At 53.7% G+C, this 24,345-nt stretch carries 18 protein-coding genes; 12 read left to right on the top strand and 6 right to left on the bottom strand.

The annotated features are described in order from the left end of the window. Positions 1–69: 69 nt before the first annotated feature. Positions 70–375 (top strand): hypothetical protein, encoded by a 306-nt coding sequence (locus QSV34_RS03235; protein WP_289151942.1) that lies wholly within the window; start codon positions 70–72, stop codon positions 373–375. Positions 376–406: 31 nt separating this feature from the next. On the opposite strand, the gene gcvP is transcribed toward QSV34_RS03235, so the two are convergent. Further along, positions 407–3,250, bottom strand: coding sequence for an aminomethyl-transferring glycine dehydrogenase (gcvP, locus tag QSV34_RS03240; protein ID WP_289151944.1), 2,844 nt, complete (start codon positions 3,248–3,250; stop codon positions 407–409). Positions 3,251–3,349: 99 nt separating this feature from the next. Here gcvP and QSV34_RS03245 point away from each other — a divergent pair, with 99 nt between their 5' ends. From QSV34_RS03245 to QSV34_RS03255, 3 genes are all read left to right on the top strand, one after another. Next, the gene (locus QSV34_RS03245; protein ID WP_289151946.1) at positions 3,350–3,961 is read left to right on the top strand and encodes a uracil-DNA glycosylase family protein; all 612 of its coding nucleotides are present in this window, start codon (positions 3,350–3,352) and stop codon (positions 3,959–3,961) included. A gap of 351 nt (positions 3,962–4,312) precedes the next feature. Next, entirely contained in the window at positions 4,313–5,659 is a 1,347-nt protein-coding gene (locus tag QSV34_RS03250) for a cyclic di-GMP phosphodiesterase (RefSeq protein WP_289151948.1), read from the top strand. Then, positions 5,652–6,572: a class I SAM-dependent methyltransferase gene (locus QSV34_RS03255; protein ID WP_289151950.1), complete on the top strand. Its 921-nt coding sequence runs from the start codon at positions 5,652–5,654 to the stop codon at positions 6,570–6,572. The genes QSV34_RS03250 and QSV34_RS03255 overlap by 8 nt, the downstream gene beginning before the upstream one ends. 72 nt (positions 6,573–6,644) lie before the next feature. Here QSV34_RS03255 and narL read toward each other — a convergent pair whose 3' ends face one another. Together narL and QSV34_RS03265 are read right to left on the bottom strand one after the other, a co-directional pair. Then, a complete protein-coding gene (gene narL / locus QSV34_RS03260; RefSeq protein WP_289151952.1) occupies positions 6,645–7,322 on the bottom strand; it encodes a two-component system response regulator NarL in 678 nt (225 codons plus the stop codon). After that, the gene (locus QSV34_RS03265; protein WP_289151954.1) at positions 7,319–9,181 is read right to left on the bottom strand and encodes a histidine kinase; all 1,863 of its coding nucleotides are present in this window, start codon (positions 9,179–9,181) and stop codon (positions 7,319–7,321) included. The genes narL and QSV34_RS03265 overlap by 4 nt, the downstream gene beginning before the upstream one ends. 305 nt (positions 9,182–9,486) lie before the next feature. Between QSV34_RS03265 and QSV34_RS03270 the strand changes: the two genes are divergently transcribed. The 8 genes from QSV34_RS03270 to QSV34_RS03305 all read left to right on the top strand — a co-directional run bounded on the left by QSV34_RS03270 (position 9,487) and on the right by QSV34_RS03305 (position 20,740). After that, positions 9,487–11,103, top strand: a complete 1,617-nt coding sequence (locus QSV34_RS03270; protein ID WP_289151955.1) for an MFS transporter — start codon at positions 9,487–9,489, stop codon at positions 11,101–11,103. Between the two features lie 164 nt (positions 11,104–11,267). Next, positions 11,268–15,062, top strand: a complete 3,795-nt coding sequence (locus QSV34_RS03275) for a nitrate reductase subunit alpha (RefSeq protein WP_289151957.1) — start codon at positions 11,268–11,270, stop codon at positions 15,060–15,062. 2 nt (positions 15,063–15,064) lie between these two features. Further along, positions 15,065–16,603 (top strand): nitrate reductase subunit beta, encoded by a 1,539-nt coding sequence (gene narH, locus QSV34_RS03280; RefSeq protein WP_289151959.1) that lies wholly within the window; start codon positions 15,065–15,067, stop codon positions 16,601–16,603. A 127-nt stretch (positions 16,604–16,730) separates the two neighbouring features. Continuing rightward, the gene (narJ, locus tag QSV34_RS03285; RefSeq protein ID WP_289151960.1) at positions 16,731–17,477 is read left to right on the top strand and encodes a nitrate reductase molybdenum cofactor assembly chaperone; all 747 of its coding nucleotides are present in this window, start codon (positions 16,731–16,733) and stop codon (positions 17,475–17,477) included. Between the two features lie 82 nt (positions 17,478–17,559). Next, entirely contained in the window at positions 17,560–18,240 is a 681-nt protein-coding gene (narI, locus tag QSV34_RS03290; RefSeq protein ID WP_289151961.1) for a respiratory nitrate reductase subunit gamma, read from the top strand. Between the two features lie 146 nt (positions 18,241–18,386). Continuing rightward, positions 18,387–19,223 (top strand): peptidylprolyl isomerase, encoded by an 837-nt coding sequence (locus QSV34_RS03295; protein ID WP_289151963.1) that lies wholly within the window; start codon positions 18,387–18,389, stop codon positions 19,221–19,223. A 167-nt stretch (positions 19,224–19,390) separates the two neighbouring features. Next, positions 19,391–19,885, top strand: a complete 495-nt coding sequence (gene mobB, locus QSV34_RS03300; protein ID WP_289151965.1) for a molybdopterin-guanine dinucleotide biosynthesis protein B — start codon at positions 19,391–19,393, stop codon at positions 19,883–19,885. Positions 19,886–19,948: 63 nt separating this feature from the next. After that, a complete protein-coding gene (locus QSV34_RS03305) occupies positions 19,949–20,740 on the top strand; it encodes a DUF4145 domain-containing protein (RefSeq protein WP_289151967.1) in 792 nt (263 codons plus the stop codon). 287 nt (positions 20,741–21,027) lie between these two features. On the opposite strand, the gene QSV34_RS03310 is transcribed toward QSV34_RS03305, so the two are convergent. From QSV34_RS03310 to QSV34_RS03320, 3 genes are all read right to left on the bottom strand, one after another. Continuing rightward, positions 21,028–21,606 (bottom strand): cytochrome P460 family protein, encoded by a 579-nt coding sequence (locus QSV34_RS03310; RefSeq protein ID WP_289151969.1) that lies wholly within the window; start codon positions 21,604–21,606, stop codon positions 21,028–21,030. A gap of 99 nt (positions 21,607–21,705) precedes the next feature. Continuing rightward, positions 21,706–22,314 carry a Crp/Fnr family transcriptional regulator gene (locus tag QSV34_RS03315; RefSeq protein ID WP_289151970.1) on the bottom strand — a complete coding sequence of 203 codons (609 nt, stop codon included), beginning with the start codon at positions 22,312–22,314 and terminating at the stop codon, positions 21,706–21,708. A 148-nt stretch (positions 22,315–22,462) separates the two neighbouring features. Further along, positions 22,463–24,190, bottom strand: coding sequence for a bifunctional protein-serine/threonine kinase/phosphatase (locus QSV34_RS03320; RefSeq protein ID WP_289151972.1), 1,728 nt, complete (start codon positions 24,188–24,190; stop codon positions 22,463–22,465). Between the last annotated feature and the right edge of the window lie 155 nt (positions 24,191–24,345).

Consider the following 24,345-nt stretch of genomic DNA (forward strand, 5'->3'; position numbering starts at 1 on the left):
CATGCTGGTAAATTCCTTACTTATTTTGAACGTGTCGGTGGCGGTGGCGAATTTCGCAGCAATCCGGAAATGCAAAACCGCTGGTTTCATCAGGATGGAAGGGTAAATGCGGACAAAGTACTCGCAGCAGAGAGTATTTATGACATCATCATTCCGTCGCGGGAAAGAGCGTTAGCACTTAACAAAGCCTATCGGGTCATTGTTGAGGATCAGGACTATATCTACGGTAAGGATGCGACCTCTGCTCCCCCTGAGAATGTGTACCGGCAGGTAGATAATAAAACATCGCCGACGCTACCACCGGAAAAATTCTTTGAGTGGGATATCCGTTTGGATTGGGCAAACAAGCCATCGGATGACAGTGTCACCCCATAAATCGAGCCATAAATCATAAAATGTGTCGATTTTACTCATCCACATAACTGTCCATCGTCGGGCAGCTGCAAATCAAATTGCGATCCCCGTACACATTGTCGATGCGGTTCACCGTTGGCCAGTATTTGTGGCTTTTCAACCAGTTGGTTGGGCGCACAGCGGTTTCGCGGCTGTAGGGGCGATCCCATTCGGCGTTGAGTACGTCGTCCATGGTGTGTGGGGCGTTTACCAGCGGGTTGTTGTCCAGAGGCCAATCGCCGTTTTGCACCTTGGTCATTTCGTTGCGAATGGTGACCATGGCTTCGATAAAGCGATCCAACTCGGCTTTGGATTCGGATTCGGTAGGTTCGATCATCAATGTGCCAGCCACCGGGAATGACATGGTGGGGGCGTGGAAGCCGAAGTCCATCAGGCGTTTGGCGATGTCTTCTTCGCTGATGTCGGAGGCGTCTTTCAGCGGGCGGATATCGATAATGCACTCGTGGGCAATAAAACCATTTTTGCCGGTGTACAGCACCGGGTAGTGGTCGCTGAGTTTCCTGGCCAGGTAGTTGGCGTTGAGAATGGCTATTTCAGTGGCTTTCTTCATGCCTTCGCGGCCCATCATGCGAATGTACATCCAGCTGATGGGCAGGATAGAGGCAGAGCCCCAGGGCGCAGCGGAAATGGTGCCGTTAGCTATGTCGGTGCCGGGCACATTCTGAACCGGGTGGGCAGGCAGGAACGGCTTCAGGTGGGCGCCAACGCCGATGGGGCCCATGCCGGGGCCGCCGCCGCCGTGGGGTATGCAGAAGGTTTTGTGCAGGTTGAGGTGAGATACGTCGCCGCCAAATTTTCCGGGGCCAGCCAGACCAACCAGGGCGTTCATGTTGGCACCATCCACATACACCTGGCCGCCGTGCTTGTGTACCAGAGCGCAGATGTCGGTAACGTTTTCTTCAAACACCCCGTGGGTGGAAGGGTAGGTGATCATGATGGCGGCCAGCTGCTCGCTGTGCTTGTCGCACTTGTCTTGCAGGTCGGCCATGTCCACGTTGCCGTTGTCGTCGCACTTCACCACCACCACTTTGTAGCCCACCATGTGGGCTGAGGCCGGGTTGGTGCCGTGGGCGGAGCTGGGAATCAGGCAGATGTTGCGTTGGTGGTCGCCGCGGCTGTCGTGATATTTCTTGATGGCCACCAGACCAGCGTATTCGCCCTGGGAGCCGGCGTTTGGTTGCAGGGATACGGCGTCGTAGCCGGTGCAGGCTTCCAGTTGTTGCTGCAGGCTTTCGAATAGTTCTGTGTAACCAGCGGCTTGTTCAATGGGTGCAAACGGGTGCATGTCACCAAATTCCGGCCAGGTTACAGGGATCATCTCGGCGGCAGCGTTCAGCTTCATGGTGCAGGAGCCCAGCGGAATCATCGACAGGTTGAGGGCGATGTCCTTGGCTTCCAGGCGATGCATGTAGCGCATCATCTCGGTTTCGCTGTGGTAGCTGTTGAATACTTCGTGGGTCAGGAAGTCGCTACTGCGCACCAATTCCGTGGGAATGCCTGAAACGGCGTTGTCGCTTAAAACAGGTTGCTCAGAGCCGAAGACGATTAACAGGTCGGTTACCAGCCCTTCGGTGCTGGTTTCATCCAGGCTAATACCGATAGCATCGTCGCCGACTTTGCGCAGGTTAATGCGCTGGCCCAGGGCGCGTTCCATGATGGTGCTTTGCTTGTCGCCTACTTCCACAGTGATGGTATCGAACCAGGTGTCGTGGCGCAGGGCAAAGCCCTGATTTTGCAGGCCAGCAGCCAGGGTACTGGTGAGGGTGTGAATCTGGCTGGCGATGGCCTTCAGGCCTTCCGGGCCGTGGTAGGCGGCGTAGAATTGCGACATGATCGCCAGCAATGCCTGGGCGGTACACACGTTGGAGTTGGCTTTTTCCCGGCGGATGTGTTGCTCGCGGGTTTGCATGGCCATGCGCAGGGCCGGTTTGCCGTGGCTGTCGATAGAAACACCAATAATGCGGCCCGGAGAGGCGCGCTTGAATTCGTCGCGGAAGGCAAAGAAACCGGCGTGGGGGCCACCAAAGCCCATGGGTACGCCAAAACGCTGGTTGGAGCCGACCACGATATCGGCACCCATTTCACCAGCGGGCTTCATCAGCACCATGCTCATCAGGTCGCCAGCGACGGTGGCAAGGGCGCCTTTGTCATGAACCTGTTTAATGATCGGTGCAATGTCGATGACTTTGCCGGTGCTGGTGGGGTATTGCAGCAGGGCGCCGAAAAACTCCAGATCTGCCAGGTCGGTCTCCGGGTTGCCCAACACAATGTCCCAGCCGAAATGCTCGGCGCGGGTTTGTACTACGGCGATGGTTTGTGGGTGACAGTCGGCATCGATAAAGAAGGTGGTGCTCTTGTTTTTGCGCAGGTGGCGCTTGCTCATGGCCATGGCTTCGGCAGCAGCGGTACCTTCGTCCAGCAGCGAGGCGTTGGCAATCTCCATGCCGGTCAAGTCCATTACCATTTGTTGGTAATTGAGCAGAGCTTCCAAACGGCCTTGGGAAATCTCTGGCTGGTAAGGCGTGTAGGCGGTGTACCAGCCAGGATTTTCCAACACGTTGCGCAGAACCACTGGCGGTACAATGGTGTCGTAGTAGCCGGTGCCGATCAGCGAGGTGAACACCTGGTTCTTGCTGGCAATGGCTTTAATTTCTGCCAGGGCTTCCTGTTCGGTAAGGCCAGTGTCAAGATTCAGATCATCGCTGTTGCGGATATTGGCGGGCACAGTTTGGGCAATCAACTCATCCAGGGATGAAACCCCCAGTGTGTTGAGCATAGCTTCAGTTTGAGTGGCGTCCGGGCCGATATGACGGCGGCCAAAGTGATCCTGTTGCATGACTGTTTCTCGATGTTTGGGTGCGTTGCCGAAGGTGTTTCAAAAATGGCAGGAAAGCCGCGCATTTTATATCAAATTACCGCTGGTTGGGATTGGTGAATGGCAGAAAAACTTCCCTTGACGGATTTATTGGCCCAAGTCGCCAGTTGCAGCCTGTGTGGCGACTTGCCGCTGGGGCCAAGGCCGGTGGTGAAGATTGATTATCGGGCGCGGCTATTGATTATCGGCCAGGCTCCCGGCACAAGGGTGCACAACACCGGTATTCCCTGGAACGACCCCAGCGGAGATAATCTACGCAGTTGGCTGGGTATCGACCGGGAGCAATTCTACGACGACCCACGCATCGCCATTATGCCCATGGGGTTCTGCTATCCAGGCAAGGGCAAGTCTGGCGACCTGCCACCTCGCAAGGAATGCGCGCCGCAGTGGCATCAGACGCTGTTGGAGCACATGCCTGACTTGGAGTTAATTCTGTTGATTGGCAGTTACGCTCAAGACTATTACTGCGGCAAAGACGGCTACCGTAACCTGACAGAGCGGGTGCAAAACTGGCGCCAGGTGCTGGAAAATCAGTTGTCTGAAGGAAAAGCGGGCTATTGGCCACTGGTACACCCGTCGCCCCGCAATCGCCTGTGGATGGGGCGCAATCCCTGGTTTGAAGCAGAGTTGTTGCCGGAATTAAGAACCGCAGTCGATCAACTGCTCAATTGACTGGCTCGTTGGCCTCTTATCAAGCTAACGCTTTGCTTATACTGAAGTTTTGCTTTCCCAAGAATTAGGGCCTGTCGACACTAATTGAATCATCACTGCTGGGAGCCATTTTTTTGCCCAGCAAGGCAGAAGGAGTACAGTGTGGTTATTCCACATAAGCGACTGATAACGCAGCTGGGCGGAAAAATGGCCCCAGCCCTCCGGGTTGCGGCTAAAAAAGCGCCACTCGTTGTTGCTCGTCGCTACTCCCCATTATGGAGAGGGGAATGACCAAACCACACGACTTGCGCCTAGATTGGCGCTTTTTTAGTCACAACAGTGGCGATTCAATTAGTGTCGACAGGCCCTAATATGGCGTCCAACCCATTCCTGTCGCAAGAAAACCTCGTGCAAGTACCGGTATCCCAGCTTGCCATCGGTATGTTTGTGGCCGAGTTGGATCGCCCCTGGCTGGAAACGCCGTTTTTGTTGCAGGGGTTCGCCATTCGCCACCCGGCGGAAATTCGCAAGCTCTCCGAATATTGCGACTTTGTTTATATCGAGAAGGAAGGGCGCAATTGGGGCAGTAAAAATACCGCGTTTATGGGGGAGGGGAGACAACAGAAAAAATCCCGCTCGCGTCTTGAAAACACCACCCGTTCCACCTCGTCCAGCTACAACACCCGCGACCCCAAATCCCTGGTTAATACTCTGAAAACCAGAGCGGAACACAAATCTACCGTGCCACCGGAACAGGAGCATCAAAACGCTCGTGAACTGTACGCCGAAGCCACCGGCAGTGTTACGTCCATTCTTGACCAGGTACGCCTGAAGAATATGGTGGATACCCGCGCGGCGCGCTCTACGGTGCGTTTGTGTGTGGACAGCATCCTGCGCAACCCGGCGGCTCTGGGGTGGATGAGCAAGATTAAAGACATGAATAAATACACCGCTGAGCATTGCCTCAATGTGTGTATTCTCGCCATCGCTTTTGGTCGTCACTTGCGTTTGCCTGAGGCGGAGCTGGAAAAACTCGGGCTCTGTGGGCTGTTGCACGATGTGGGTAAAGTGAAAATTGCCGACGAAATTCTCAACAAGCCCGGCAAACTCACTCCGCAAGAATTCGAGGTAATGAAAAGCCACACTACCGTAGGGCGTGACCTGTTGCGTCAGAGCGATGATGTGGATGGATTCGCCGTTGATGTGGCGTTTAGCCATCACGAACAGATGGATGGCAAAGGTTACCCGCGCCGGGTGCGGGCGCACGAATTAACGGAATATTCGCGCATTATCGCCATTGTCGATGCCTTCGATGCCATGACCAGTGACCGCTGTTACTCAGAGGCCAAGTCCACTCTGGATGCCCTGAAAGAAGTTTATCGCTGCCGCGGCAGTCAGTTTGACCCGGAGCTGGCACTGGAATTTATCAGCCTGATTGGCCCTTACCCGGCGGGTACTATTGTCGAACTACACAATGGCCTGGTGGGTATTGTGCTGCATTCCAAAAAGAACAAACGCCATTTGCCAGCGGTGCAGATTATTCGCGATCACGAAGAAGTGGTCGAACCCTACAAGGTGGATATTCTGGAAACAGAAACCGGTGATCTGGGTGCCGGGTATCTGGTACGCCGGGTGCTGAAAAACGGCGATCGCGGTATAAAGCTGGAAGACTACCCGGTGCGTATGCTGCTGCGCCAGCAAGTGGAAGACAGTGACTGACGCTCGTATTCCACAAAAACCTGTTTTGCAAAAGTCTGCTCTGCAACAACTCATTGAACAGCTTGATACTCACGGCAGCGACAGCAAGCGCCTGTTTCACGGCCGTGGCCATTGCTACTCCGGCCTTGAATGGCTGACACTGGATTGGCATCCGCCGGTGCTGGTTGCCACTCTCTACCAACAGCCTGATCAACAACAACTGCAAGCCCTTCGCGAGTCGTTGGCAGAACTTCAGCTGCCAGTGTTTGTGCAATACCGCTATGGGCAGCAGTTGCAAAGCGAATGGCTTGGTACCAGTGCCAACGAGCCATTTTATGCCAGCCGCAATGGACTGCGTTTTGAGCTGACGCTGCAGCAGCGCCAGAACCTCGGTTATTTTGTGGATATGGAGCCGGGCCGTCAGTGGTTGGAGAAAAACGCCTGTGGCCGGGGACTAAACCTGTTTGCTTATACCTGTGCTCTGTCCTGCGTGGCTCTGGCCAATGGTGCCAGCGAAGTGGTAAACGTGGATATGAGCCGTTCAGCGCTCACTACCGGCCAGCGCAACCACCAACTCAACGGCTTGCGCGGTGGCCGTTTCTTGAAAATGGATGTGTTTAAAAGCTGGAAAAAACTGGCGGCTAATGGCCCCTATGATTGGATAGTTCTCGACCCGCCGAGCTTCCAGAAAGGCAGCTTTGTGGCGCAAAAAGATTATCCACGCCTGCTGCGGCATTTGCTGAAAGTGTTGTCACCGGGCAGCAAAATTCTGGCTTGCCTCAACGACCCAAATCTTGACGAAGCATTTTTAAAGAATGCCTTTGCCGAGCAGTTGCCGCAGGCGGTTTTTGTCGAGCGTTTAGCGGAGCATCCAGACTTTCCAGAAGCGGATCGGGATAAGGGGTTGAAGTTGTTGGTTTACAGAATAGATTGATAGATTGATCTTCCGGTCGTCCTGATTGTTTTGTATTGCTTGTGGCGCAATACACTCTTATTTAAACGCCCCCTAGTTACCTTTTTGCTCGGTCAGCCACACCGCCGCTTCCACCCGCGAGCGCATGTGCAGTTTGTGCAGCAGGCGTTTGACATGCACTTTGACAGTGCCTTCGGTGATGTCCAGTTTGCGGGCGATCATTTTGTTGCTGAGGCCACCGGCGATCAGCTTGAGTACCTGTTTTTCCCGTTTGGTAAGGCTGTCGTAAGCGGGGCGGTCGCTGCCGCTGTCCCGCTGCTGCAAGGCCATGGCCAGGGCTTCGGTCAATTTATGGCTGATAGCCATTTTGCCGTTGGCGGCGGAGCGGATGTTTTCCACCAGCTGCTCTGGCTCCATGTCTTTTAACAGGTAGCCGTCTGCGCCGGTTTTCAGTGCCTTCACAACATCTTCCCGATCTTCCGATACGGAAAATACAATAATGCGCGAGCTGACTCCGGCGTCCCGCAGGGCGGCAATGGTTTCAAAACCGTCCATTTCCGGCATGTTTAAATCCACCAGAATCAGATCGGGGTCAAGGCTTGCCGCCAGTTCCACACCCTGGCGGCCGCCGCTCGCTTCACCGACAACCTTGAGGTCGTCTTCCAATTCCAACAATTGAATCAGACCCCGCCGCAGGGTGGGGTGGTCATCGATAATCAGAATATCGGCAATGACCTCAGTGTTGTGTCGCAGGGCGGATAAATCACTCATGTTCGACTACCTGTTGTGGCAATGAGCCGTTGTGCTTCGCTGTTTAGAAAGTCAGGCTTGAAACGCAATAACAACGTGGTGCCACCCAGTGAATTTTTTTGCAGTTTCAGTTGAGCATCCAGTTTGTGGGCGCGTTCCTGCAATATCACAATGCCAAAGTGGTTTTCCTTTTCCGGATTTTCCGGGATGCCAATGCCGTTGTCTTCCAGCTCCATTTCGATGTCGCCGCTTTTTAGCTGGTGCAAACGCAGCCAGGCTTCCGGCGCCTGGGAGTGTTGTACTACATTTGATAGCCCCTCGCGGATGATCTGGAGCAAGTGAATCTCTTCATTTGGGGTTAATGGGCAGTGCTGAAGTTGGTAGTTAAGTTGGATATGGGTGCTACCGCGTTCGTTGAATTCGGCCACCGCTGAAGCGATACCATTGCCCAATTCCGCCTGCTCCGGTTTTAAGCGGAAGGTGGTGAGCAGGTCGCGCAGCTGGCGATAAGCGGTGTTTAAACCGGCCTGCAAATCATCCAGTGCCGAGAAAATCACTGCTTGTTCTGCGCCTCGCTGGTACAGCTTGCGAGTGCGGGCCACCTGCATTTTTTGATAGGACAGAGATTGCGCCAGGGAATCGTGCAGCTCCCTGGCAATCACCGCCCGCTCCTCCATCAGCAGCAGTTTTGCCGCCTGGTCCGCCTGGCGGGTAATACCGATGCTGCTGGCGATAATGTCGGTGATGGTATCCAGTAGCTGACGCTGGCTATCGTCCAGAGTGCAGCCGTCTTCCGGCTCTACCAGAATATGGCCGTAGTGATCGGATTTGGTGGCCACCGCCACCTTGTGCAGGCGGGTGCCGTTGAGGCGAATGGAGTCGCCACTGTCCAGCTGTTTGGGCAGGCAGTCGTGGCAAGTGGGGGCGCTGCAAAAGGTCGGTTTGCCAGAGTGATCCGAGGTCAGGTATTGGTAGGCGTTATCGGCGCCTTCTTTGATCAGGCAAAAAATAACCCGCTTGATACCTGCGGCCTGTTGCAGGTTTTCCACCACCCTGGGCAGACGTTGTTGCAAATCCTGGGCGCTGCAATTGAGTTCCCTGGTGGATTCAAACAGCAGTTGCAGTGCCTGGTTGCTGCGTTGCAATTTGCGGGTTTTGTCTTCCACCCGTTGCCCCAGTTCGTTGTACAGCTGAGACAGTTCGGTGGCCATTTCGTTAAGGGTTTGGCACAGCAGGCCCAATTCGTCCGGGTGCTTGTAATCAAAGCGCGCCGACAAGTCTTTGGCCCCCAGCCGCTGCGCGGTATCCACCATATGGCGAAGGGGGGCCGCTACTTTGCGTTTGAGGGTATAAACGGTAATAAAAATGACCACCAAAGTAACCGCCAGACTGAGTATCTGTACGGTGCGCAAAATACCAATTTTGGTTTCTGTATTTCTTTCCAGCAGTTTCACCATGGCATCGATTTCTGCCACAAACTGAGCTACCTGCTGCAGGTAGGCCGACACGTCCCCTTCAATAACCAGTGGCCGCAGCTCCTCGCGCCAGCGCTGGGCAATGGCCTGGTACGAGTTGCGCAATTCGTGGTTGCCCTGTGCTGTGGCGTTGGCCAGTTCCGAGCGCGCGTAGCGTTGTTCAAACTCGTTGGCCAGCGCGATTCGCTGCGGTTGCCGCAGGGTGGAGGATTGCAATTGTGAGGCAATGCGCCAGCTGTGCATGCGCAGGGAACCGGCATCGTTAATGGCAGCGGCGTCGCCACTGGTGGCGTCGGCAATCAGGGTGGAACTGACAATATTGATCAACACCATCAAGGCAATGCCGGCGACGGCCAGGGCAATGCGTCGGGTCAGTGGCCGGTGAATGGGGTAGCCGGTTTTCATGGTGGCCTCGGTGAAAAATTTCTTTGTGGATATTCTGGGGGCTGAAAACCCGATCCGTTCACTCGTACCCCCAAAGAACCCACTCGCTGTTATCGTTTCGGCGGTTCTCTCTTTTGAATAGCTAAATCGAATGAAATCAAATAGTTATCTTGCGTTATCAGCTACCACTTAAGTGGTACGCAGTGGTTTTATAGCAAAGCTACTGCCAGTAGCCAGTTGATTCAGGTCATGTTTGCCGCGGTGGTCATTTTCTTTAATGCCGTCAGCAATTTTTCTGACTGTGAAATTATGTACCGGAGGACAACATGTCCGATATTAAAAACTGGAACGTAGAAGATCCGGCCTTTTGGGAAAAAGAAGGCAAAAAAGTCGCCACCCGCAACCTGTGGATTTCCATTCCCAGTTTGCTGTGTGGTTTTGCGGTGTGGCTGTACTGGGGAATTATCACGGTTCAGATGTTGAACCTGGGCTTCCCGTTTGCCAAGTCGGAGCTGTTTACGCTGATGGCCATTGCCGGTTTAACCGGTGCCACCTTGCGTATTCCCAGCAGCTTTTTTGTTCGCCTTTGTGGCGGGCGCAATACCATCTTCTTTACCACGGCGCTGCTGATTATTCCGGCGCTGGGTGCCGGTATGGCGCTGAGCAACCCCGACACGCCACTGTGGCAATTCCAGTTGCTGGCGCTGTTGTCCGGTTTTGGTGGCGGTAACTTCGCCAGCTCCATGTCCAATATCAGCTTTTTTTACCCGAAAAAAATGCAAGGGTTGGCGCTTGGTTTGAATGCCGGCCTGGGGAATTTTGGTGTCACCACCATGCAGATTCTGGTACCACTGGTGATGACCTTTGGCCTGTTCGGTGCAATGGGTGGTGAATCCCGTGAATTGGTGAATACCTCCGGCACTCTGATCGGCAAAATTCCCGCCGGTTCAGAAACCTGGATTCAAAACGCCGGTTTGGTGTGGTTGTTGTTCCTGGTGCCGCTGGCGTTCTTCGGCTGGTTCGGCATGAACAATATCCGCACTCAGGAAGTGTCACCGGATATTGGCAACCCGGTAAATTCCTTTTCCATTATTACCGGCATGTTGTTGATTGGTTTCTTAACTGCGGCTTCTGGCCTGTGGATGATGTTGCCGGAAAGCGCCAACGGCTCCGGCTGGGGTGTGCCCAAAGAAATCGTATTGTTGTTTGTGATTACCGCCACTGTGCTGCTGCTGAAAATGTTGCCAGGGCAGGTGGGCAGCAACCTCAAGCGCCAGTACAAAATTTTCGGCAACAAACACACCTGGGCCATGAGCGTTATTTACACCATGACTTTCGGCTCCTTTATCGGTTACTCCGCCGCCTTCGCCCTGTGCATCAAAGTGGTGTTTGGCTTTAGCCATGTGGTGGGCGCCGACGGTGTGATGACTCACGACACCATCAACGCCAATGGCCCCAGCGCCCTGATGTACGCCTGGATGGGCCCCTTTATCGGCGCGCTGATTCGCCCTCTGGGTGGTTGGGTGTCGGACAAAATTGGCGGTGCCAAAGTTACCCAGATCATTTCCTTTGTGATGGTTGGCTGTGCACTGGGTGTGGCTTATTACCTGAAGCAGGCCTACGCCTCTGCCACGCCGGAAGATTATTTCGTGCCGTTCTTTGTGCTGTTCCTGGTGCTGTTCGCTGCCACCGGTATTGGCAACGGTTCCACCTTCCGCACCATCGCCATGGTATTCCCCAAAGAGCAGGCAGGCCCGGTACTGGGTTGGACTTCTGCAGTAGCCGCCTACGGTGCCTTCTACATCCCCAAAGTGTTCGGTGAGCAGATTAAAGCCACCACTCCGGAAGCGGCATTGATCGGCTTCGCCATCTTCTACGGGGTGTGCATCTTGATTAACTGGTGGTTCTACCTGCGGAAAAACGGGGAGTTTTATAACCCGTAAAACGGGATAGGGAATAACCCTGTAGGTCGGCCTTTAGGCCGACAAGAAAAGAGGTTCAACGCTGATTCGTTGTCGGGCTAAAGCCCGACCTACAGGAGCTCCGGTTTTAGCGTGCGACGTCAGACGTGCGACCAACAAAACAGAAAACGACACGGTGCAAAACCATGAGTCATTTACTAGACAGATTACAGTTCTTCAAACGCAAGCAAAGCGAATTTTCCAACGGCCACGGCGAGGTGACTCGCGAAAGCCGGGAGTGGGAAAACAGCTACCGCCAGCGCTGGCAGCACGACAAGGTCGTGCGCTCCACTCATGGCGTTAACTGCACTGGCTCCTGTAGCTGGAAAATTTATGTCAAAAACGGCCTGATTACCTGGGAAACCCAGCAGACCGATTACCCTCGCACTCGCCCGGAATTGCCCAACCACGAGCCCCGTGGTTGCCCCCGTGGCGCCAGTTACTCCTGGTACATCTACAGCGCCAACCGTTTGAAATACCCGATGGTGCGCAAACCGCTGCTGAAATTGTGGCGCGAAGCACGCAAGCACTACGACAATCCCATGGAAGCCTGGGCCTCTATTGTTGAAGACAAGGAAAAAGCTGAGAGCTACAAATCCAAGCGCGGCATGGGCGGCATGGTGCGTTCCTCCTGGAACGAAGTGAACGAAATTATCGCCTCCGCCAATGTATACACCGCCAAGAAATTTGGCCCTGACCGCATTATCGGCTTCTCACCCATTCCCGCCATGTCCATGGTGTCCTACGCCGCCGGTTCCCGTTATATGTCGCTGATTGGCGGCGTGTGCATGAGTTTTTACGACTGGTATTGCGACCTGCCGCCGTCCTCACCCATGGTATGGGGCGAACAGACCGACGTGCCGGAATCCGCCGATTGGTACAACTCCAACTACATTATTGCCTGGGGCTCCAACGTGCCCCAGACCCGCACCCCGGACGCCCACTTCTTTACCGAAGTGCGCTACAAGGGCGCCAAAACCGTGGCCATTACCCCGGACTTTTCCGAAGTGGCCAAGCTCACCGACCAGTGGCTCAACCCCAAGCAGGGCACCGATGCCGCCATCGGTATGGCGTTTGGCCATGTGATTTTGAAAGAATTTCACCTGGAAAACCCCAGCGAATACTTTACCGATTACGTGCGCCGCTACTCCGATATGCCCATGCTGGTGCTGCTGGAAAAAGACGGCGAAAACAACCACCTGAAAAGCACTCGCTTCCTGCGTGCTTCTGATCTGGCGGACAACCTGGGGCAAGACAACAACCCGGATTGGAAAACCATTGCTATCGATGAAAACGACGGCCAGTTGGTTTCACCACAAGGCGCCATTGGCTACCGTTGGGGCGAAGAAGGGCAGGGCAAGTGGAATATCGAAGCCCGCGAAGGTGGCGAGGGCAAAGACACCAAGCTGCAGCTCTCTCTCATTGGTGACGAAGTGGCCGAAGTTGGCTTCCCGTACTTTGCCGGTGAAGAGCACGAATTCTGGCAGCACAAAGAGGGTGACGACATTCAGGTACGCAACGTTCCCTGTCGCACTTTGAAACTGGCGGATGGTTCTGAGGCCAAAGTCGCCACCGTGTACGACCTGATGATGGCCAACTACGCCATTGACCGTGGCTTGGGTGGCGGTAACGTGGCCAGCAGCTACGACGACGAAAACATCCCCTACACCCCCGCCTGGCAGGAAAAAATCACCGGCGTCAGCCGCGACAAAGTGATTCAGGTGGCCCGTGAATTTGCCACCACCGCCGACAAAACCAAAGGCAAGGCCATGGTGATTGTCGGTGCCGCCATGAATCACTGGTACCACATGGACATGAACTATCGCGGCCTGATCAATATGTTGATTATGTGCGGCTGTGTGGGCCAGTCCGGCGGTGGCTGGGCGCACTATGTGGGCCAGGAAAAGCTGCGCCCGCAAACCGGCTGGTTGCCGCTGGCGTTTGGTCTGGATTGGCACCGCCCACCGCGCCATATGAACTCCACTTCGTTCTTCTACAACCACAGCTCCCAGTGGCGTCACGAAAAAGTCAGCATCCACGAAGTGCTGTCGCCTCAGGCGGACAAATCCGACTACCCGGAAGCGATGCTGGACTACAACATCAAAGCCGAACGTATGGGCTGGCTGCCCAGTGCCCCGCAGATCAACCGCAACCCACTGGATGTAACACGGGCTGCGGCAGAGGCGGGCATGGACCCGAAAGACTACCTGGTGCAGCAGCTGAAAAGTGGCGATATTCAGTTCGCCGCCGAACAGCCGGACAACCCGGACAACTTCCCGCGCAACCTGTTTATCTGGCGTTCCAACCTGCTCGGTTCTTCCGGCAAGGGCCACGAGTACATGCTCAAGTACCTGCTGGGCACCAAAAACGGCGTCATGAACGAAGACAACAAAAAGCGCGGCAACGGCGTGATTCCCGAAGAAGCGGAGTGGGTGGACGAAGGCGCGCAGGGCAAGCTGGATCTGGTGACTACCCTGGACTTCCGCATGTCCTCCACCTGCATGTATTCCGACATCGTGTTGCCCACCGCTACCTGGTACGAAAAGGACGACCTGAATACGTCGGACATGCACCCCTTTATTCACCCGCTGTCGAAAGCCGCCGACCCGGCATGGGAAGCGCGCTCCGACTGGCAGATTTACAAAGGTATCGCCAAGGCGTTCTCGGAAGTGGCCGCCGCCAACAACAACCTGGGGGTAGAGAAAGACATCGTCACCGTGCCGATGCTCCACGACACCCCGGGGGAGCTGGCGCAACCCTTCGATGTGAAGGATTGGAAACACGGCGAGTGCGACCTGGTGCCCGGCAAAACCGCCCCCAACATGGTGGTGGTGGAGCGGGATTACCCCAACACCTACAAGAAGTTCACCTCCGTTGGCCCGCTGCTGGAAAAACTCGGCAACGGCGGCAAGGGCATCAGCTGGAACACCGACGAAGAAGTAGACCTGCTACGTGAACTGAATTACGTGGATCACGAAGAAGGTGTTTCCCAGGGGCAGCCAAAAATTGAAACCGCCATCGACGCCGCCGAAGTGGTGCTGTCACTGGCGCCGGAAACCAACGGCAACGTATCGGTAAAAGCCTGGGACGCTCTGGGCAAAGTCACCGGCCGCGACCACAAGCACCTGGCGGAACCCAAGCACGAAGAGAAAATTCGCTTCCGGGATATTCAGGCCCAGCCGCGCAAGATTATTTCATCGCCCACCTGGTCCGGCTTGGAAGACGAACACGTCAGCTACAACGCCGGCTATACCAACGTCCACGAACTGATTCCCTGGCGCACCATCACTGGCCGCCAGCAGTTCTACCAGGATCACAAATGGATGCAGGCGTTTGGCGAGCAGATGATTAGCTACCGGCCGCCCATCAAAACCAAAACCACCAAACTGGTGAAGGGCACTAAGCCCAACGGCAATAAGGAAATCGAGCTGAACTGGATTACCCCGCACCAGAAGTGGGGTATTCACTCAACGTACTCCGACAATCTGCTGATGCTCACACTGTCTCGCGGTGGCCCGATTATCTGGATGTCGGAAGTGGACGCGCAAAAAGCGGATATCGAAGATAACGACTGGGTGGAAGTTTTTAACGCCAACGGCGCCATCGCTTGTCGCGCAGTTGTAAGCCAGCGGGTCAATGAAGGCATGGTGATGATGTACCACGCCCAGGAGCGCATCGTGAATATTCCCGGTTCGGAAATGACCGGTACACGCGGCGGCCACCACAACTCGGTGACTCGTGTGGTAATGAAACCCACCCACATGATCGGCGGTTACGCGCAACAGTCCTACGGTTTTAACTACTACGGCACAGTGGGCTGTAACCGCGATGAAATGGTGGTAGTCCGCAAGATGGACAAAGTGGACTGGCTAGACGACGACCAGTATCCGAGCGGCGGTGATTTACCTCGCCGGGTGCCCAACAGCATTGAGGAGGCGTAACCATGAAAATCAGATCTCAAATAGGAATGGTGCTCAACCTCGATAAATGCATCGGTTGTCACACCTGTTCCATCACTTGTAAAAATGTATGGACCTCTCGCGAAGGCATGGAATACGCTTGGTTTAACAACGTGGAAACCAAGCCCGGTATTGGTTACCCGAAAGAGTGGGAAAACCAGGAGAAATGGAAAGGCGGTTGGGTACGCAATAAAGACGGTTCCATTAATCCACGCATTGGCAGTAAGCTGAAAGTGCTGGGTAATATTTTCAGTAATCCGGATTTGCCGGAAATCGACGATTACTACGAACCGTTCGATTTCGATTACCAGCACCTGCACAGTGCACCTACCTCCAAGCACCAGCCCATTGCCAGACCGCGCTCTGTTGTGTCTGGTAAACGCATGGAAAAAATTGAATGGGGCCCTAACTGGGAAGAAATTCTCGGCACCGAATTCGCCAAACGCTCGAAGGATAAAAACTTCGACAACGTGCAAAAAGAAATTTATGGCGAGTTCGAAAACACCTTCATGATGTACATGCCACGGCTGTGTGAACACTGTCTGAACCCGGCTTGTGTTGCTTCCTGCCCGTCCGGTGCAATCTACAAGCGTGAGGAAGATGGCATTGTTCTGATCGACCAGGACAAGTGTCGGGGCTGGCGCATGTGCATCAGTGGTTGCCCCTACAAGAAAATTTACTTCAACTGGAAATCCGGCAAGTCTGAAAAGTGTATTTTCTGTTACCCGCGTATTGAATCTGGCCAGCCGACAGTGTGCTCAGAAACTTGTGTAGGCCGCATTCGCTACCTGGGTGTGATGCTGTACGACGCCGACAAAATTGGCGAAGCCGCCAGCACTGCTCACGATGAAGACCTGTACAACCAGCAACTGGATGTGTTCCTCGATCCGTTCGACCCGGAAGTGATCGAACAGGCGCGCAAAGATGGCATTCCGGATTCTGTACTGGATGCTGCGCAAATGTCGCCAGTGTACAAGCTGGCCATGGATTGGAAGTTGGCGCTGCCATTGCACCCGGAATACCGCACTTTGCCAATGGTTTGGTATGTACCGCCGCTGTCGCCGATTCAATCCGCCGCTGAAAAGGGCAGCATCGGCATGGACGGAGTTATTCCCGATGTGAAATCCCTGCGCATCCCAGTGAAATACTTGGCCAATATGCTCACCGCCGGTGATGAAAAACCGGTGGTGGAAGCGCTGGAAAAACTGCTGGCCATGCGCGCCTATAAGCGTGCAGAGCATGTGGATGGAACAGAAGATTTGCAGGTGCTGGAACAGGCAGGTTTGACTAAAAAACAGGCGGAGGAAATGTATCGCTACCTGGCCATTGCCAACTACGAAGACCGCTTTGTGATTCCCACCGCGCACCGTGAGGATGCATTGGTAGACGCCTACGCAGAGCGGGGCGGTTGCGGCTTCAGCTTTGGCAACGGCTGCTCTGGTGCCAACGACCACAACATGTTCGGTACCAAAAAAACCAACCGTCGCGATGTGTTGAAGACGGTTCAGGTTTGGGAGGAATGATGATGTCAATAATCTCTCAACCCGTAGGGCGGATTAGCGCCAGCGTAATCCGCCGCCACACAGAAACTGGTGGATTACGCCTACGGCTAATCCACCCTACGGTCTGCCCAAGCGAGGAGGGTGTGTAATGCAAATACTCAAAATTATCTCCCTGCTAATGAACTACCCCAGCGCCGAACTGCAAGCTGGTCGGGATGAATTAAACGCTGCTATTGCAGCGGCAAAAGAAATTCCCCCTTCGTCCCGCCAGCAACTTGCAGCGCTGGTAAACCGCCTCTGCGACAGCGATCTGATGGACGCCCAGGAAATCTACACCAGCCTGTTTGACCGGGGCCGCTCCTTATCGCTGTTGCTGTTTGAACACGTACACGGCGAGTCGCGAGATCGCGGTCAGGCCATGGTGGATTTAATGGCTCAGTACCAGCAAGCCGGTTTTGAAATCGACGTTCAAGAACTGCCGGACTATATCCCCATGTACCTGGAGTACCTGTCCACCCGCGACGACCTGGATGCCCGCGTGGGCCTGGCAGATGTCAGCGAAATTCTGGCCATAGTCAGCGCCCGCTTGCAGGAACGGGATAGCGACTATCACTGCCTGTTCGATGCGCTGCTAACGATTAGTGGTGTGCCGGTAACGAAAGCGGAGATGAGCGAGCTGCTGGAAACCGCCAAAAGCGAAGACCGCGACGACACCCCGGAAGCCATCGACAAACTGTGGGAGGAAGAAGCGGTTACCTTTTCCAATCCGGCAGATGGTGGCGCCAGTTGTGGTTTGAACAAACCGGTAGATATTCCCAAGGACGTGGAAGTGCCAGTGCAGTGGCTTGATGCCAGCCGTCATTGCGAGGAGTGCAGCGACGCGGCAATCCAGTGACTTTTAAAGACTCTGGATTGCCGCGCTGCGCTCGCAATGACAAGACCTAATTCAAAAGCCTTGAAAAGGTAGGAGTAACAACATGTCATTCTCCAACACATTTTTATTCGGGATATATCCCTACATCGCCTTTTTTATCTGCGTAATTGCCTGCTGTATTCGCTTTGAAAAAGAGCCATACAGCTGGCGCGCAGACTCCAGCCAAATGCTGCGCAAAAAGAACATGCGCTGGGCTAGTAACTGGTTCCACATTGGCATTATCTTTGTGCTTTGTGGCCATATCGCCGGATTGCTGACGCCGGAATCCGTTTACCACTACGTAATCAGTACCGAGGCCAAACAAATGGTGGCCATGGTCACCGGTGGTGCCTTCGGCCTGCTGTGTTTTGTAGGGCTTACCGGCTTGATCGTGCGCCGCTTTACCGACGAACGGATAAAAGCCAATTCGCGCTTTTCCGACTTTCTGGTGCTGATTCTGCTTTACGTCCAACTGATTCTCGGCTTGAGCACCATCGTGGTATCCACCGGCCACCTGGACGGCTCCGTTATGGTGATGCTGGCCAACTGGGCGCAGAACATCGTTACCTTCAATATGACCGAAGCGGTCGCCAATATTGCCCCGGTACACTGGATTTACAAGGCTCACGTATTCCTCGGAGTGACCCTGTTTATCGTGTTTCCGTTTACTCGCCTGGTGCATATTGTCAGCGCGCCAGTGTGGTACTTCGGGCGTAAATACCAGTTGGTAAGGCAGAAGGTTTAACCCGCCAACTGTCATCCTGAGACTGCGCCCTTTAATAATGTCATCCTGAGGAGGCGCAGCCGACGTGAGGATCTCACAAGGTAATTAATACGAAATCCTCACGGTCGCTCCGCTCCCTCAGGATGACAGCGAGAGATATAGACGCCATGAACGACACTCCAACCTTAATCGCCAGCGACCACGACGACCGTCTGGACAAACTGCTGGCCCCGAAAATTACCGTCAACGGCAAAACCATCGACAAAAATGCCCTGCGACTGGAACTGCAAAACCACCCGGCGGAATCCATCGAAGATGCTGCCTTTAGCGCTGCCCGTGGTTTGGTGTTGCAGGAGCTGCTGATCCAGCAAGCACAAAAAGCAGGTTTGATTCAGGCGGATGCGGAAGTGGCCGCCAACGACAGGGAAGATTTGATCAGCGAATTGCTGAACAAGGAAATTCCTGCCCAGAATGCCAGCGAAGAAGAATGCCGCCGTTACTACGATGCCAACGGCGAAAAGTTTTGCTCGCCGCCGTTGATGGAAGTGCGCCATATACTGCTGCCCGCCGCACCGGATGCCCTGGAAGATCGTGAAATTGCCAAGGCCAATGCCGAGAGCGTGCTGGAAAAACTGACATTCAATCCCGAAGATTTCGGGCCATTGGCAGAACAGTTCTCCGCTTGTCCGTCCAGAGAGCAGGGCGGTTCACTGGGGCAGGTAAGCAAAGGGCAAACCGTGGAAGAATTTGAACGGCAACTGTTCAACCTTCCCGAAGGTTTGGCACAACTGCCCATCGCTACACGCTATGGCTACCATGTGGTTTATGTGGATCACAAAGTAGAGGGCGAAACCGTCCCCTACGAAGCCGCCCGCCAGAAAATTGCCAACTACCTGGGCGAGCGTAACCATCGCCGAGCCCTGAGTAATTTTTTGCAGCGCCTGGTTCGCGAGGCGGATATTCAAGGGATTGAACTTGGCGATGTAGACGAAAATCTGATGTAGCCGCGTGCTGCGCACTGCGGCGGCTTGATGTCGGAAGTCTGATGTCGGACGCTAAACCCAATCACTCTGTAGATCGGCCTTCAGGCCGACAGCATCAGACGTCCGACCTCAGACTTCCAGCCATTACCTACAAAGCTCGATCTTCCAGAAGCCACAGGAACCAAATAGTGCAAGTATTCGGCATCGTCGGCTGGAAAAACTCCGGCAAAACTACGTTGATTACAAGACTGATTCCGGAACTCGAACGCCGCGGCCTGACCGTGGTCACAGTCAAACACGCCCACTGCGATATTGAAGTGGACGACCCCGGCACCGACAGCCATCGCCACCGAATGGCGGGTGCCCGCCAGGTAGTGATTGCCTCCCCCGACCGCTGGGCGGTGATAAAAGAACTGCGCGGACAACCAGAACCGAATTTGAACGACTTGCTCGCCAAACTGGACCCGGTAGATATCGTATTGGTGGAAGGCTACAAATACGATCCCCATCCCAAGCTACAGGTGGTGCGCCCCAGCCATAATCTTGAGCCAATGCCTGATGCGGTAAATGTGGTAGCGGTGGCGACGGATAATGAGCTACGTGCGGTCGTCGCGAAGGAGCAGATAGCGCTGGATTTGAATAATGTGGTAGGGATTATTGATACGATTATGGCATCTGATTAAGATGCTTTTCTTTAAAACTCAATGTGTTACATTGCTGCGCTGTAAGTTTTATTGAGAATTTAGATGAAAATTGAAACTCCAACAACTTCAAAAACTGCTTTTAATTGCCCTCATTGTTCAGCATTGACCACTCAAAATTGGTTTAAAGTATTTGCTGGAAGATTTGACGAAAAACAGAGAACTCCAACTTTTCCTACGGAAGAGACCTTAAGGAAGGTGTCAGCAACGCACGAAATACCTGAGGACGTAAAAACTGAACTCTTAAACAATTATCGAAAGTTGATGTCTGGTTATCCTTTCCTGAAGAAATCAGAAGAAAGCCCCTATAATCCACCGAAAGTTAGCAATTGTTTTATAACGTCTTGCTACAACTGCAAAGAGCTGACGATTTGGATACATGACAAGATTGTATATCCGAATTCAAAGTTGATGATCTTACCCAATGATGATATGCCACCTGTAGTACGCGAGCTTTTTGAAGAAGCTCGTGAAATTGTAGAAAAATCTCCAAAAGGAGCTGCTGCATTACTTAGACTGTCTATACAACATGTATGTAAAGAGCTGGGCGAGAGTGGGAAAAATATTGATAAAGACATTGCCAGTTTAGTTTCAAAGGGGTTAAACCCAACCGTCCAGCAAGCCTTAGATATAGTTAGAGTAGTAGGGAATGAATCAGTACATCCTGGAGAGATTGACCTCAATGACAATAAAGATATTGCTATTCAATTATTTAATCTTGTAAATCTTATCTGTGAACAAATGATAAGCCATCCAAATAAGGTTAAAGAGCTTTATGCAGGGTTGCCTAAAAACAAATTGGACGGCATCGATGCAAGAGATAAAGCTAATAAGTAAATTCGGTAGTGAATTACAAACTATTCGGCTCGGCTTTAAGAGTTGTGGTATCACGAAAGGGAACGGCCTCTTTTTACTGTTCTCTTGAGCTTGTCATCCCCGCGAAGGCGGGGATCCATAGAGGTCAAATCACGAAAATACATGGATTCCCGCCTTCGCGGGAATGACGAGAAACCTTGAATTCTGCCAAACCATCATCTATCGCCAAACGTCAAAAACTACCGACTAAAGCGCCCCTAAACAATCAGCTACCTTAGCCGGTATAACGGCTAGCAATCTATTCTAAATTACTTACCTAAAACCGTTTTATACCCCTGTGTATAAACCCAATCCTGGTTTTTCACCGGTACGTGGCAGCCAAAGCAGTTGTTAAATCCTTCGCCTTGCCAGTTAGTAGTCTGACTTTTGTTTTCGCCGGGGTTAAACAGCGCCCAGCCCCAACCTTCGCCCCATGCCTTGTTGTTCGGGAAGCGGTTTTTGCTGTTTTTGACCATCATAAAAGTTACCTTGGGGGCGTCTTCGTAGCTGGCCAGGCCGGTGGTTAGCGGTTCTGACTTGGTGCCGTTAACGTCTTTCAAAAGCACTGCGCCATCCGGGAATTTGCCGTGTTTTCGGTAGTAGGCAGCGGCGTCTGGTTGGGTGTATACGGTGTGTACATCGTGGCTCGGAGCGCCTTCTGCCATGCTGTCACCGGCGCCTTTTACAAAGTAAGTGCCCAGAAATGTCCAGTTCTGGCGGTAGTTTTCTGGCAGGGTGATATTGCCTTTTTTATCTACAAGGCTTTTGTAGGTATCTTTAATGGTGATATCGGCAAAGGCGGTAATGCTGCCCAGCAACAAGCTGGCGGCTATAGCTAGCTGTTTCATCGGTGTGCTCCTGTTTGATGATTTCCGGCAACCATCTTAGTGAAGCACGTGGACAATAACTGTCGGCTGGCTGACAGTTGGTGGAGGTGAGTTCTAACTTCAGTCGCAGAGTTGCCGAAGCAGATCGGCATTTTCCAGGCACAGGTAGTCGCGGCTGTAGTCGATAATGCCTTCCTGACGCCAGTCCGCCAGCAGTTGGCTGACACTTTGCCGGGTGCTGCCGATCATTTCTGCGATTTCCTGTTGTGACAGGTTGACGTCTCGATCGTGGCCGTGGCTGCATGGCTGGCTCTGAAAGTTCAGTAAATACAGCAGCAGTTGCGCCAAACGTGCAGGCAGGTTGGCAGTCTGTTGCAGAAACAGGCGTTGGCGCAGTTGTTGATCCCGGCTGCCCAGTTGTTGCACCAGCTGTTTTGACAGGTCGCTGTTGTTGGCCAGTTGCTGCCACAGGTGCTCGCTGCTGAAGCGCTGCAACGTGCAATCCGGTTTGGTTTTGGCGTTTTGCACCGCCAGGTTGGTGCTGAGGCCAGGGCCAAACCAACTGCCGGGGCCGTACAGGTCGGTTAGCCCCTGTTTGCCGTTAACGTCGATGGCATAGGTAATCACAAAGCCGCTCTGGATGCGGTACACCCAGGGGTGTTGTTGCCCCTGGTGAAACAGTTCGGTGGCTTTGGGGTAGTGCAGGGGTTTGTTGGCAGTATTGCTCATAGGCAGGATAGTAGAGTCTCTGGTCAAAGCTGAACAGGGGTGTAGTGTGGATTAGCCAGAGGCGTAATCCACCAAACAGTTGCGATACCTTCCGAAATGGCGGATTACGCCGCTGTGCGGCTAATCCGCCCTACTTACTGAATAGTGGTTAATTGGACTGACTAAACAAATAAACTACTAACAGCAACAACAAAAACCAAAACCCAGACAACAATTTCCACAGCATCAACGAGCTGGCGTTTTGTTTTTCCACGGGGTCGTCTTTTAAAAATTCCACGTTGGGCTGGGTCAGATCCAGCATCAGTTGTTCCACATTTCCGTAGCGCTGTTCCAGATCGAAGTTGACACCTTTTTTCAGGGCACCGTCGAACCAGACGGGAATTACCGGGTTAAATTCGCTGGCGTTGCGGTAACGCAGGTGGTCGTAGTCGAAGGCGCTGCGGCAGTTTTCGATCTTTTCCCCGTAGGGCAATTCGCCAGTAAACAATTCGTAGGTGATGGTGGCCAGGGCGTACACGTCGCCTTGAATGCCGGAGTTGTTGCCCATCAGGTATTGCGGATCGGCGTAGTAGGCGGTGCCCAGGGCGCCTTCGTGCACCAGCGGGCGGGCCATTTCGGCAATGCCGGCCACATAGACAGCGCCAAAATCGACAATTTTTACCTGGTCGTTGGCGTCTACCAAAATATTGCCGGGTTTTAAGTCCTGATGAATGGCCTCGTTGTTGTGGAATGCTTTTAATCCTTCTGCTACTTGTTTGATCAAGCCGATGGCGCGCTTGGGTTTTGGAGGGCGGTTGTGCACCATCCAGTCGTCCAGGCCGATGCCCTGGACGTACTCCATTAAATAGTAGAGCGCGGTGCGGGGGCGGTTCTGGCGGATTATTTTTACCACCTGAGGGCTGCTGATGCGCTTGCCGATCCATTCTTCCTGAATAAAGCGGTCGATGTAGCTGGTGTCATCCTCAAAATTGCGCGACGGGGTTTTCATGGCCAGTTGTTCGCCGGTTTCGCTGTCGCGCACCAGATAGAGCTGGCTGCGGCTGGAGGCAAACAATTCTTTTTCCACCTGATAGCCATCCAGCTTCATACCGGGTGCTAATTCCGGAGGGAAGGGCAGGCGGGTAAGACGGGCGTTGTAGTCGTCGATATTTTCCGATGGCAGCTCTTCTACTTTGGCTATCACGCAGCTGATATTGTCGTCGCTGTCCGCAGCCAGGGATTTTGCAATCAATTGCTCTGCCAGTTGTTGGCTGTTTTTTTCACTGCCAAGGTGCTGGCTGATGGTTGTGGCATCGACAAAGTCGTGCACGCCATCACTGGTGATTAACAGAGTGTCGCCTTCTTCCAGTGGTACTTTGCTGTAGTCCAGTGCCAGTCGGTTATCCATTCCCAGCGCACGGGCCAGAAAGTATTTGCCATCGGCAATGGCGGCGGTGTGGTCGTGTGTGAGCTGTTTGAGTTCGCTGTTGCGATACAGGTAAATGCGCGAATCGCCAACATGAAAACAGTGGGCGGTACGGCCCTTGATAACTACCGCGCTAAAGGTGCACAGGTAGCCTTTGCTGTCGGTGGCGAATCCGTGGCTCTTGCGATACAGCCGCAGGTTGAGGGTGGAGAGCACCTTTTCGCCGCAATGGCTGACAGACCAGGTGTCCGGGGTTTGAAAATACTCGTCGAGAAAGCGCTGCACCGCGGTGTCGCTGGCCTCTTTGCCCGCTTCGGCAGACGACACGCCATCGGCAACCACCAGAGCGGCACCCTTACTGCCCAGCAGGTAGGGGTCGTCGGGAATATGCAACCCGGCGCAATCTTCATTGATTGCCTTGCGACCCTGTTCCGTGGCGTAGGCGGCGTTGAGTTTTAGTTGGTTGGGCATAGTCTTTAGCTTTTTAATTTCCCGTCATTGCGAGCGCAGCGAAGCAATCCAGTGGCTTTAATGCCAAGACGCTGGATCGCCGCGCTTCGCTCGCGATGACAAAGGCAAAAAACCACCCGGCTAATCCTAACCGGGTGGTCTTGATGCTGTCATCC

It is taken from the genome of Porticoccus sp. W117, assembly GCF_030341905.1.
GTDB lineage: Bacteria > Pseudomonadota > Gammaproteobacteria > Pseudomonadales > Porticoccaceae > SCSIO-12696.

What these genes read in the sequence shown, in the direction of transcription:
- QSV34_RS03235 (WP_289151942.1), top strand. Translation starts at nt 70, where the DNA reads ATGCAAAACCGCTGGTTTCATCAGGATGGAAGGGTAAATGCGGACAAA.
- gcvP (WP_289151944.1), bottom strand. Translation starts at nt 3,250, where the DNA reads ATGCAACAGGATCACTTTGGCCGCCGTCATATCGGCCCGGACGCCACT.
- QSV34_RS03245 (WP_289151946.1), top strand. Translation starts at nt 3,350, where the DNA reads ATGGCAGAAAAACTTCCCTTGACGGATTTATTGGCCCAAGTCGCCAGT.
- QSV34_RS03250 (WP_289151948.1), top strand. Translation starts at nt 4,313, where the DNA reads ATGGCGTCCAACCCATTCCTGTCGCAAGAAAACCTCGTGCAAGTACCG.
- narL (WP_289151952.1), bottom strand. Translation starts at nt 7,322, where the DNA reads ATGAGTGATTTATCCGCCCTGCGACACAACACTGAGGTCATTGCCGAT.
- QSV34_RS03265 (WP_289151954.1), bottom strand. Translation starts at nt 9,181, where the DNA reads ATGAAAACCGGCTACCCCATTCACCGGCCACTGACCCGACGCATTGCC.
- QSV34_RS03270 (WP_289151955.1), top strand. Translation starts at nt 9,487, where the DNA reads ATGTCCGATATTAAAAACTGGAACGTAGAAGATCCGGCCTTTTGGGAA.
- QSV34_RS03275 (WP_289151957.1), top strand. Translation starts at nt 11,268, where the DNA reads ATGAGTCATTTACTAGACAGATTACAGTTCTTCAAACGCAAGCAAAGC.
- narH (WP_289151959.1), top strand. Translation starts at nt 15,065, where the DNA reads ATGAAAATCAGATCTCAAATAGGAATGGTGCTCAACCTCGATAAATGC.
- narJ (WP_289151960.1), top strand. Translation starts at nt 16,731, where the DNA reads ATGCAAATACTCAAAATTATCTCCCTGCTAATGAACTACCCCAGCGCC.
- narI (WP_289151961.1), top strand. Translation starts at nt 17,560, where the DNA reads ATGTCATTCTCCAACACATTTTTATTCGGGATATATCCCTACATCGCC.
- QSV34_RS03295 (WP_289151963.1), top strand. Translation starts at nt 18,387, where the DNA reads ATGAACGACACTCCAACCTTAATCGCCAGCGACCACGACGACCGTCTG.
- QSV34_RS03305 (WP_289151967.1), top strand. Translation starts at nt 19,949, where the DNA reads ATGAAAATTGAAACTCCAACAACTTCAAAAACTGCTTTTAATTGCCCT.
- QSV34_RS03310 (WP_289151969.1), bottom strand. Translation starts at nt 21,606, where the DNA reads ATGAAACAGCTAGCTATAGCCGCCAGCTTGTTGCTGGGCAGCATTACC.
- QSV34_RS03315 (WP_289151970.1), bottom strand. Translation starts at nt 22,314, where the DNA reads ATGAGCAATACTGCCAACAAACCCCTGCACTACCCCAAAGCCACCGAA.
- QSV34_RS03320 (WP_289151972.1), bottom strand. Translation starts at nt 24,190, where the DNA reads ATGCCCAACCAACTAAAACTCAACGCCGCCTACGCCACGGAACAGGGT.